The organism is Pseudomonas sp. NPDC087029, from assembly GCF_044745345.1.
Classification (GTDB): Bacteria; Pseudomonadota; Gammaproteobacteria; order Pseudomonadales; family Pseudomonadaceae; genus Aquipseudomonas; species Aquipseudomonas faucium.
This window is the reverse complement of sequence record NZ_JBIVAB010000002.1, coordinates 548,608-558,110: the sequence shown is the minus strand read 5'-3', so window position 1 is coordinate 558,110 and position 9,503 is coordinate 548,608. Positions and strand designations below refer to the sequence as shown.

Below are 9,503 nucleotides of genomic sequence, written 5' to 3'. Positions count from 1 at the left end.
AGCAGTGAAACGATGCATCGCCGATGGTAGTGTGGGGTTTCCCCATGTGAGAGTAGGTCATCGTCAAGATTCATTTCGCAAAACCCCTATCTGCGTGAGCAGGTAGGGGTTTTGTCTTTAAGTAGAAGCCATAGAGATTCGCAGGCACGTCCCGAGGGACGGGCCAGCACACAGAATTTCTTGACGACCATAGAGCATTGGAACCACCTGATCCCATCCCGAACTCAGCAGTGAAACGATGCATCGCCGATGGTAGTGTGGGGTTTCCCCATGTGAGAGTAGGTCATCGTCAAGATTCAAAACCAAAGCCCCTGTCTGCACTGCAGACAGGGGCTTTGTCTTTTCCGGGTGGTCAGAACTGATAGCTGACCGTCGCGCTGACATTGCGCTCTTCACCCATGTAGCAGTAGTTCAGGCTGGCGCATGAGGTGATGTAGGTTTCGTTGGTGAGGTTGTTGGCGTTCAGGCGCACGTCCACACCCTTGAGCCCGACCTTGCCCAGGTCATAGCCCACCGAAGCGTCGAACAACGTGTAGGAGGGCACCTTCATGCTGTTTTCCGCATCCACCCAGCTGTACCCCACATAACGCACTCCGCCGCCCAGGCGCAGGCCATCCAGCGGGCCCTGGCGGAAGTTGTAATCGGCCCACAACGAGAACATCTGCTTGGGCGCCTGGGTCGGCGAATGGCCCTTGTTGTCGAGATTGCCGGCGACCAGGCTCGGCATCGACTTGGCATACTCGATATCGGTAAAGGTGTAGCCACCCAGCAGCTTCAGGTTGTCGGTCACCTGTACATGGGCCTCCAGCTCCAGGCCTTGCGAGCGCACTTCACCCACAGGCCGATAGAAGTTCTCGTCCGGCTGCTTGGATGCCAGGTTCTCCTGCTCGATGTGGAAGACCGAGGCGGTGAACAAGTTGTCGCTGCCCGGTGGCTGGTACTTGATACCCGCCTCCCACTGGGTGCCTTCGGTCGGTGCCAGCGGTCGGCCGTCCTGATCGGAAACGGTGTTGGGGTTGAACGACTCGGAGTAGCTGACATAGGGCGCGATGCCGTTCTCGAACAGATAGAGCACGCCCGCCCGGGTCGTGAACTTGCTGCGCTCGTCGCTGACCTTGGTATCGCTGTCACGGTTCTCTTCCGAAACCCTCACCCAGTCCTGGCGCAGGCCCAGCGAGAAGCGCCACTGGTCCAGCTCGACCAGGTCCTGCAGGTATACCCCAGTCTGTTGCAGGCGGCGCTGATAGCGGTTTTCGCCCAGCACCTGCAGGTTGCCATTGCCGTACTGTGGGTGACTGGCGTCCAGCGGATCGACCGTGCCATAGCGCCAGGCCACGTCGGCCTTGCGCCGCTGATAGTCGGTGCCCAGCAGCAGCGTGTGCTTGGCTGGGCCTGTGAAGAATTCGGCCTGCAGCATGTTGTCGATGATGTAGGAATGCAGCCGCTCGTCCCCGCCGGTATAGGCGCGGTTGAGGATATTGCTGTCGGCATCGGCCCACCCGGCCGAGTAGACCTGGTCCATCGTCACGTCGGAATCCTGGTAGCGGAAGTTCTGCCGCGCAGTGAACACGTCGTTGAAGCGGTGCTCGAACTGGTAGCTGAACGACTGCTGGGTGCGCTCGTAGTTGTCGATGCCCGGCTCGCCTTCGAAGAAGTGATCCGACAGGCGCTGGCCATTGCGCTTGTGCAGCATGCCATCCGCCGGGTTGCCGCCATGGTAGCCACCGTTGGGGTCGTGCTGCAGATAGGCCTGCAGGGTCAGCGAAGTGTCTTCGCTGAAGTCGATGCTGATTGCCGGTGCGATGGCGTAGCGTTCTTCCTTGTTATGGTCGAACTGCGTGTCGGATGCGTCCGCCAGCCCGGTCAGGCGATAGGCAATGCGCCTGTCGTCATCCAGCGGGCCGCTGAAGTCGAAGCCCATGCCTCGCTGCCCCTGGGTGCCCACGGTCGCCTGCACCTGGTGATAGGCCTCGAACAGCGGCTTCTTGGTGGTAAGGGCCACCAGCCCGCCCGGCGAGCTGCGGCCATAAAGCACCGAGGAGGGCCCCTTGAGTATGTCGATGCGCTCGAGGAAGTAAGGGTCCACCTGCATGGTGCTGTAGGTGCCGTTGTCGCCCATCGACTTGAGGCCATCGACGTAGATGTTGTCCACCGAGCCGTCATTGAAGCCGCGCATGGCCACGTAGTCATAACGGTGGGTGGCGCCATAGGGGTTGGTCAGCACCCCAGGGGTGTAGCGCATGGCCTGGGCGACGGTTTGCGAGCCTTGGTCATCGATCTGCTGGCGGGTCACCACCGATACCGATTGCGAGGTTTCCACCAGCGGCATGCTGGTCTTGGTCGCCACCTGGCTATGGGTGGCGTTGTAGCCCTCCATGCTGCCCAGCGCATTGCCGAGGCTGAAACTGCGCACATCGGTGTCCGGCAGTGACAGCGCGGCATCCTCAGGCTGTGCACGCAGCACGTAGCTGTGGCCGCCCTGGCCGACGGCTTCCAGGCCGGTACCGTTGAGCAGCTGGCGTAGCGCCTGGTCAGTCGAGTAATGGCCCTGCAGGCCGCTGGAGCGCAGCTCGCCGGTCATTTGCGGGGTACTCGACAGGGTGATGCCTGCCTGCCGCGCAAATTGATTGAGCACGTCATCCAGCGGCCCTGGCGGGATTGCATAGGGCTGGCTTACCTGCGCAGGCTCGGCGGCGGATGCAATGACCGGCAGGCCTGCCAGGCCCAGTGCCGTGCCGAAGAGGGCGGCGCGTATCGCCTTGCGCAACAGGGGTGAATCTAAAGAAGGTCGAAAATCATTCTTGTGAAGAGGGTGAGCAGAAGGTGAGGCGATGGGCATCGTGAGGTCCGTCGAGGGGTCAAGGGCAGAAAGGTTGGTTTACTGTCCTTGCCGGACGGTGAAGCAAAACCCGCCAGTTATTTACCGTAGCTAGCGTCAGCTCAAGCGCTCGAGGCGTATCCACCAGCGGGTACGTTGGCGCAGTTGCACCGGCAGCGTCTGCGGGAGCAGTTGCAGCAGCTGCTCCGGGTCTTCCAGGCGGAACACCCCCGACAGGCGCAGGTCGGCGATATCTTCATCGCAGGCCAGGTAGCCATGGCGATAGCGGCTCACCTGGGTCAGGAAATCTGCCAGGCGCATGTCCCGGGTGACGATCAGCCCCTCGCTCCAGGCTGCAGCGTCCATGGCAACCTGCTCCAGGCGCCGGGCGCCCGAGGCATCCACCCGCCAGTCCTGGCCGTTACCGATCCACTGCAGCTCGCCACCTGGTTGATGCACAGCCACCTTGCCAGCGGTGACGCTGACCCGCGTGCAGTCCTCGTCCTGGCGCACCACGAAGCGCCCGGCAAAACCCTCCACCAGCGCATCGCGCGATTGCACCAGCAGCGGGCGCCCCGGGTCTGCGGTTTCGCTGCAGCTGAGCATCAACTCGCCCTGCTTCAGGCGGACCAGCCGCTGCTGCTCGGTGAAGGCCAGGTCCACGGCGCTGCGTGTGTTGAGCTGCAGCAGCGAGCCATCGGGCAAGCGCAGGCTGCGGCGTTCTCCGGTTGCGGTGGCGTAGTCCGAGGCCCAGGCGCTGACGCTCTGCAGGTCCCTGGCCAGCCAGCTCGCCGAGCCTACCAGGGCCACCCCGCCGAGCAGCTTGAGCGCCTGGCGCCGATGCAGCCGGCGCTGGCTGGTCTCCAGTGTCTGCAAGGCGACGCCGGCGCCGGGTATGGCGCGCAGGTCGAGATCCTGGTGCAGGCGCATCACCCGTTGCCAGGCCAGCTCATGTTCAGGCGCGGCGTTGCGCCAGCGCTCGCACTGCTGCGCCAATGACGGGTCGTTGCCCCGTTCACGCAGGCTGAGCATCCAGTGGATGGCCTGTTTCACGGCCGCAGGGGAGGGCGCCACGTTACGGCTCGTCTGCGTAGCGAAGCAGGTAACAGTGATACAGCGCATCGGCCACATAGCGCTCCACAGAACGCAGCGACACGCCCAACCGCTCGGCCACGGCCTGGTGGCTCAACCCTTCGCACTGGGCCAGCAGGAACGCCTGGCGCACCTTTGGCTTGAGCCCGTCGAGCATGCGCGCGATGCGTTCGAGCAGCTCCAGCAGCAGCTCGCGGGTTTCGGCCGAGGGTGCCTGGGCCTCGGGTAGCTGAGCCAGGGCTTCGAGGTAGGCGCGGTGCAGTTCCTCGCGCCGCCAGTGGTCGATCACCAAGCCGCGCGCCACGGTGCGCAGGAAGGCACGCGGGGTGTGCAGTTGCAGTTGATCCCGGCGTTGCAGCAAGCGCACGAAGGTATCCTGGGCCAGGTCCGCAGCATCGGCGGCATTGCCCAGCTGGCTGCGCAGCCAGGTGTTCAGCCAGCTGTGGTGGTCACTGTAGAGCGCGTGCACGGAGTCGTTGGAGGGCATGACGAGCCATCGGCATAAATGATAATTAGTCTCATTGTTTGCCGCGGCGGGGTTGGTTTGCAACCGTCATTTGCCGGCCGGGCCGTCAGCGGGCTGCCTGCTTGTCCAGATAAGTGCGGATCACCCGGGCGCCATGGTTCAGATGCTGCTCCAGCACGCTCACGGCAAGCTCCACCTGCTTGTCGCTGGCGGCATCGACCAAGGCGTTGTGGTCGTCCTGGGTCAGCTTGCCCAGCCCCATCGATGACAGGTGAAAACGCAGGAAGCGCTCTTCCTCGTTGAGCTCGTTCTCGATCAGGCGCAAAAGCTTCTGGTTCGACGCCTTGCTGTACAAGGCCATGTGCAGCAGCCGGTTGAGGCGGCCGATCTCGGCATGGCGGGTTTCGTTTTCCAATTGCTCGATGTAGCCGCGGGCGCTGGCGATGTCCTCGGGCTCGAGCAGCGGGATGGACTGGCGCAGGGCTTCACTTTCCAGCAGCACCCGCAGCTCATAGGTATCGACCGCGTCCTCGCCGATCAGCGGCGCCACCACCGCGCCCTTGTGCATCTCCACGGTCAGCAGCGATTGCGCCTCCAGCTGGCGCAGGGCTTCGCGCACAGGCATGCGGCTGACGCCGTACAAGGTGGCCAGTTCCTGTTGACGCACGGCGGTGCCGGGCGGCAGGCGCCCATCGAGGATGGCGCTGCGCAGGCGCTCTTCGATCACGCCACGGGCCAGGTGCGCCGGTACCTGTTCGCTTACCAGCACATTACTGAGTTTGATTTTCTCGGCCACGCGGAGTCTGCCTCGACGAAGAAAGTTGGATCCAATGACACTAGTGATTGGCAAGGGGGCTTGTCAAACCAACGCACGGGGGCGTGCGAAGCAAGACCACGGATATGGTGGATGAAGTCGGCCGGCAAAGGAAGCGACACCTACTAAAGCGCTAGCAAGAAAGTGATGGCCGGCCGACTGCCGGTGCCATGATTGCAGGGTGCCATTGTCTTTTGCGCTGGCACACCGCACCATCGCTGCTTTCGATCGGTCAGAACAGGTCTTCGCAGTGGCGATACCCTGGGTGCTCAAAACCGCCATGCGACGTCTCGGCCTTGCCGTGCTGCTCGGCAGCTTGCTGCTGGGCGGTTTGCATGCGGATTGGGATTTTGCCCAGATCAGCCGCAAGGCCCAGGCCCTGTATGGCCCGCTGGGCGCCGGCAAGGGCCGGATCGACGCCTGGCAGCAGCTGATGGCCACGCAAGGCCAGGGCACCGAACTGCAGCGCCTGCAGGCGGTCAACCTGTTCTTCAACCAGCAATTGCGTTATGTCGAAGACATCGACCTGTGGCACGAAGTCGATTACTGGGCGACGCCGATCCAGGCACTGATCAAAGGTGCCGGGGACTGCGAAGACTACGCCATTGCCAAGTACTTCAGCCTGCGCCGCATGGGCGTGCCCAGCGAAAAACTGCGCATCACCTACGTCAAGGCCCTGCGCCAGAACCGGGCGCACATGGTGCTGACCTATTATTCAAGCCCACAGGCCCAGCCCCTGGTGCTCGACAGCCTGATGGACGCGATCAAGCCGGCCAGCCAGCGTACCGACCTGTTGCCGGTGTATGCCTTCAACGGCGAGGGCCTGTGGCTGACGGGGGCCGCGGGCAACAAGAAAGTCGGCGACACCAAGCGCCTGTCACGCTGGCAGGACGTGCTGAAGAAAATGCAGGCCGAAGGGTTCCCGGCCGAACCGGTTTACTGAAGGAGCACAGATGTCACTGTTCAAACAATTGCTGTTGGCCATTTGCCTGTTCCTGGTAGTCGCGTTCAGCGGCAGCTTCATGGTCAGCCTGGAGAGTTCGCGCAGCCAGTACGTCAACCAATTGCGCTCGCATGCCCAGGATGCAGCCACCGCGCTGGCGTTGTCGCTGACGCCGAACATCGACGACCCGGCCATGGTCGAGCTGATGGTCAGCTCGATCTTCGACAGTGGCTACTACGCGAGCATCAAGGTCATCGACATGGGCTCCAACGCCGTGCTGGTCGAGCGCCATGCCGAACCAGACCCAGGTGGCGTGCCGGCCTGGTTCATCCACCTGATCGGCCTGGAGCCGGCTGGCGGCGATGCCATCGTCAGCCGCGGCTGGCAGCAGGCGGCGCGGGTGGAGGTGATCAGCCATCCGATGTTCGCCATCGGCAAGCTTTGGCAGAGCGCACTGGGCAGCCTTGGCTGGCTGCTGCTGTGCGGGGCGGCGAGCGCTGTGCTCGGTGCCTTGCTGCTGCGCCGCCAGCTGCGCCCGCTGGACTACATGGTCGAGCAATCCCACGCCATTGCCCGTCGCGAGTTCCTCAGCCTGCCAGAGCTGCCGCGCACGCCAGAACTGCGGCGCGTGGTGCAGGCGATGAACCAGATGGTCGAGAAGCTCAAGGCGCTGTTTACCGAACAGGCCGAACGCAGTGAGCGGCTGCGTAGCGAGTCGTACCAGGACAGCCTCACCGGGCTGTCCAACCGCCGCTACTTCGAGATGCAGCTCAACACCCGGGTCAGCAACCTGGAAGATGCACGCGCCGGCTACCTGTTGCTGCTGCGCGTGCAGGACCTTGCCGGGCTCAATGCTCGCCTCGGTGGCCAGCGCACCGACCAGCTGCTGCAGGCGGTGGGCGAACAGCTGCGGCGCACCTGTGCCACCTTCCCCGAGACCAACGACCTGATTTCCCGCAGCCGCGGCGGTGAATTCGCGGTGCTGGCGCCCGGCATGGTGCACGAAGAGGCCGTGCAGCTCGCCCAGGCCCTCGAAGCCACCTTGCAGAGCCTGCACGAGACCGGCGCCACCGACGTCGACCCGGTCGCCTGCATCGGCCTTGCCCCCTTCAGCCCGGGCGACGCCCCGCAAGCGCTGCTCAAGCTCGCCGACGAGGCCCTGGCGCGTGCCGAAAACCAGCCGACGCCAGGCTGGGTGTGCCTGGAGCAGGGTGCGGCAGCGGTTGCCGGTGACAGCCATCACGACTGGCACACGCGGCTCGACCAGGCCTTCGTCAAAGGCCAGTTCGAGCTGTTCTTCCAGCCGGTGGTCGATTGCCGGGCGGTTGAGCGCGTGCTGCACCACAAAGTCATTTCACGGCTGCACGATGACCAGGGCGAGGCGCTGCCGGCCGGCCGCTTCCTGCCCTGGCTGGAGCGCTTCGGCTGGATGCCGCGGCTGGACCTGTTGGTGCTGGAAAAGGTGCTGGCGCACCTGCGCAGCCATGACCAGGTGCTGGCGCTGAACCTCTCCGCCGCGACGCTCGCCGACCCCAAGGCTCTGCAGCGGGTGTACGAACTGCTCGGCCAGCACAGCGCCCTGGGGCCGCGCCTGGTGCTGGAAATCGGCGAAGAGCAGTTGCCTGTCCAGGCCGTGCTCGAGCAACTGACCCGGCGCCTGCACAGCCTAGGTTTCGGCCTGGCGCTACAGCGTTTTGGCGGGCGTTTCAGCATGATCGGCAACCTGGCGCACCTGGGCCTGGCCTACCTGAAGATCGACGGCAGCTACATTCGCGACATCGACCACGAACAGCACAAGCGCCTGTTCATCGAGGCGATCCAGCGCGCGGCGCACAGTATCGACCTGCCGCTGATCGCCGAGCGGGTCGAGACCGAAGGCGAGCGGCAGGTGCTGCTGGAGATGGGTGTGGAAGGCATTCAAGGCCAGCTGGTGGGCGAGCCGGCGCCCTGGCGCTGAAAGCTCAAAGAAGCCTGAGGGTGGTTGCATCACACCCTCAGGCTGGCCGCCTCAGCGCTCGCGCAGGGCCTCGGAGCGGGCCTTCATGATCGGCTTGAGCAGGTAGCTCATGATGGTCTTCTTGCCGGTCATGATATCCACCGTGGCCACCATCCCGGGGATGATCAGCAACGGTTTGTCCTTGGTGCCCAGGTGGCTCTTCTCGGTGCGCAGCTTGATCAGGTAGTAGGTGGTCTTCTTGTCTTCATCGGTGATGGTGTCGGCACCGATCTGCTCCAGCTTCGCCTTCAACCCGCCGTAGATGGTGTAGTCATACGCCGTGAACTTGACCGTGGCTTCCTGCCCCGGGTGCAGGAAGGCGATGTCCTTGGGCAGGATCTTCGCCTCCACCACCAGGGTGTCATCCAGCGGCACGATCTCGATGATGTCGCTGCCCGGCTGGATCACACCGCCGACGGTGTTCACCAGCAGCTGCTTGACGATACCCCGTACCGGCGAGGTCACCATGGTGCGGTGCACCCGGTCGTCCAGGGCCTTGCCAGTGGCCGTGGCCTTGTTCAGCTCGGTACGGGCCTCGTTCAGCTGGGTCAGGGCTTCGCTGCGGAACTTGCCGCGGGTCTCTTCGATCTTGCTCTGGACTTCCTTGATCGCCGCTTCGGCACGCGGGATGGCCAGTGCGGTCGAGTCCATCTGGCCGCGGTTTTCCACCTCGGCGCGGCGCAGGCGCAGCACTTCCACCTGGGAGATCGCGCCCTGGGCCACCAGGGGCTCGGACATGGCGATTTCCTGGCGCAGCAGCTGCAGGCTGTTGGCGTACTGGGCGCGCTTGGAGGTGAACTCGCGCAGCTCCTGCTGCTTCTGCACCAGTTGCTGTTCCAGGCCGCTGATTTCGTCCTGCAGCTGCTGGCGCCGGCTCTGGTACAGCGACTGCTCGCTGGCCGCCTGGCTCGGCGCGGCCTTGCGCAGTTCTTCGTCGATCTGCAGGGGCTTGTCGTCCACCTCGGCGCTCAGGCGTTGCACGCGCAGGGCCATGGCCAGGCGCGAGGCCTCGGTTTCGTCGACGTTGGAGGCAAAGCGGGTTTCATCCAGGCGCAGCAGCGGCTGGCCGACCTCGACGATTTCCCCTTCCTTGGCATAGATCTGCGCGACGATGCCGCCTTCCAGGTTCTGGATCTTCTGCACCTTGGAGGAGGGAATGGCCTTGCCTTCGCCGCGGGTCACCTCGTCGATCGGCGCCACGCTGGCCCAGATGATCATCACCACGAAGAACGCGATGATGCCCCAGATGGTCAGGCGCACGATGCGCGGCGCGTCTTCGATCAGCGCCTTGTTGACCTCGGGCAGCGGCTGCCCGGCAAGTGACTCGGAGCCCTTGAAGTAGCGGCGCAGGCTGTCCTTGAAACGCCCCATATC

At 64.1% G+C, this 9,503-nt stretch carries 7 protein-coding genes and 1 rRNA gene; 3 read left to right on the top strand and 5 right to left on the bottom strand.

What is annotated here, in order from left to right; all coding sequences use genetic code 11:
- The first annotated feature begins 179 nt into the window (after positions 1 to 179).
- Positions 180 to 295 (top strand): 5S ribosomal RNA (gene rrf, locus ACIPG5_RS05835).
- Between the two features lie 57 nt (positions 296 to 352).
- On the opposite strand, the gene ACIPG5_RS05830 is transcribed toward rrf, so the two are convergent.
- The 4 genes from ACIPG5_RS05830 to ACIPG5_RS05815 form a co-directional block, all read right to left on the bottom strand.
- Positions 353 to 2,767 (bottom strand): TonB-dependent siderophore receptor, encoded by a 2,415-nt coding sequence (locus ACIPG5_RS05830; protein WP_401373746.1) that lies wholly within the window; start codon positions 2,765 to 2,767, stop codon positions 353 to 355.
- A 168-nt stretch (positions 2,768 to 2,935) separates the two neighbouring features.
- Entirely contained in the window at positions 2,936 to 3,940 is a 1,005-nt protein-coding gene (locus ACIPG5_RS05825) for a FecR domain-containing protein (protein ID WP_401373744.1), read from the bottom strand.
- Positions 3,894 to 4,397, bottom strand: coding sequence for a sigma-70 family RNA polymerase sigma factor (locus tag ACIPG5_RS05820; RefSeq protein ID WP_176515978.1), 504 nt, complete (start codon positions 4,395 to 4,397; stop codon positions 3,894 to 3,896). The genes ACIPG5_RS05825 and ACIPG5_RS05820 overlap by 47 nt, the downstream gene beginning before the upstream one ends.
- Before the next feature lie 85 nt (positions 4,398 to 4,482).
- Positions 4,483 to 5,172 (bottom strand): GntR family transcriptional regulator, encoded by a 690-nt coding sequence (locus tag ACIPG5_RS05815; RefSeq protein ID WP_176515976.1) that lies wholly within the window; start codon positions 5,170 to 5,172, stop codon positions 4,483 to 4,485.
- A 199-nt stretch (positions 5,173 to 5,371) separates the two neighbouring features.
- Here ACIPG5_RS05815 and lapG point away from each other — a divergent pair, with 199 nt between their 5' ends.
- Together lapG and lapD are read left to right on the top strand one after the other, a co-directional pair.
- Positions 5,372 to 6,133 (top strand): cysteine protease LapG, encoded by a 762-nt coding sequence (gene lapG / locus ACIPG5_RS05810; RefSeq protein WP_176515973.1) that lies wholly within the window; start codon positions 5,372 to 5,374, stop codon positions 6,131 to 6,133.
- A 10-nt stretch (positions 6,134 to 6,143) separates the two neighbouring features.
- The gene (gene lapD / locus ACIPG5_RS05805) at positions 6,144 to 8,090 is read left to right on the top strand and encodes a cyclic di-GMP receptor LapD (protein ID WP_401373741.1); all 1,947 of its coding nucleotides are present in this window, start codon (positions 6,144 to 6,146) and stop codon (positions 8,088 to 8,090) included.
- A gap of 51 nt (positions 8,091 to 8,141) precedes the next feature.
- Here lapD and ACIPG5_RS05800 read toward each other — a convergent pair whose 3' ends face one another.
- Positions 8,142 to 9,500, bottom strand: a complete 1,359-nt coding sequence (locus ACIPG5_RS05800) for an HlyD family type I secretion periplasmic adaptor subunit (protein ID WP_401373766.1) — start codon at positions 9,498 to 9,500, stop codon at positions 8,142 to 8,144.
- Positions 9,501 to 9,503: the final 3 nt, after the last annotated feature.

Coding starts and splice junctions, on each gene's coding strand:
- ACIPG5_RS05800 (WP_401373766.1), bottom strand. CDS start 9,500: ATGGGGCGTTTCAAGGACAGCCTGCGCCGCTACTTCAAGGGCTCCGAG.
- lapD (WP_401373741.1), top strand. CDS start 6,144: ATGTCACTGTTCAAACAATTGCTGTTGGCCATTTGCCTGTTCCTGGTA.
- ACIPG5_RS05820 (WP_176515978.1), bottom strand. CDS start 4,397: ATGCCCTCCAACGACTCCGTGCACGCGCTCTACAGTGACCACCACAGC.
- ACIPG5_RS05825 (WP_401373744.1), bottom strand. CDS start 3,940: ATGCGCTGTATCACTGTTACCTGCTTCGCTACGCAGACGAGCCGTAAC.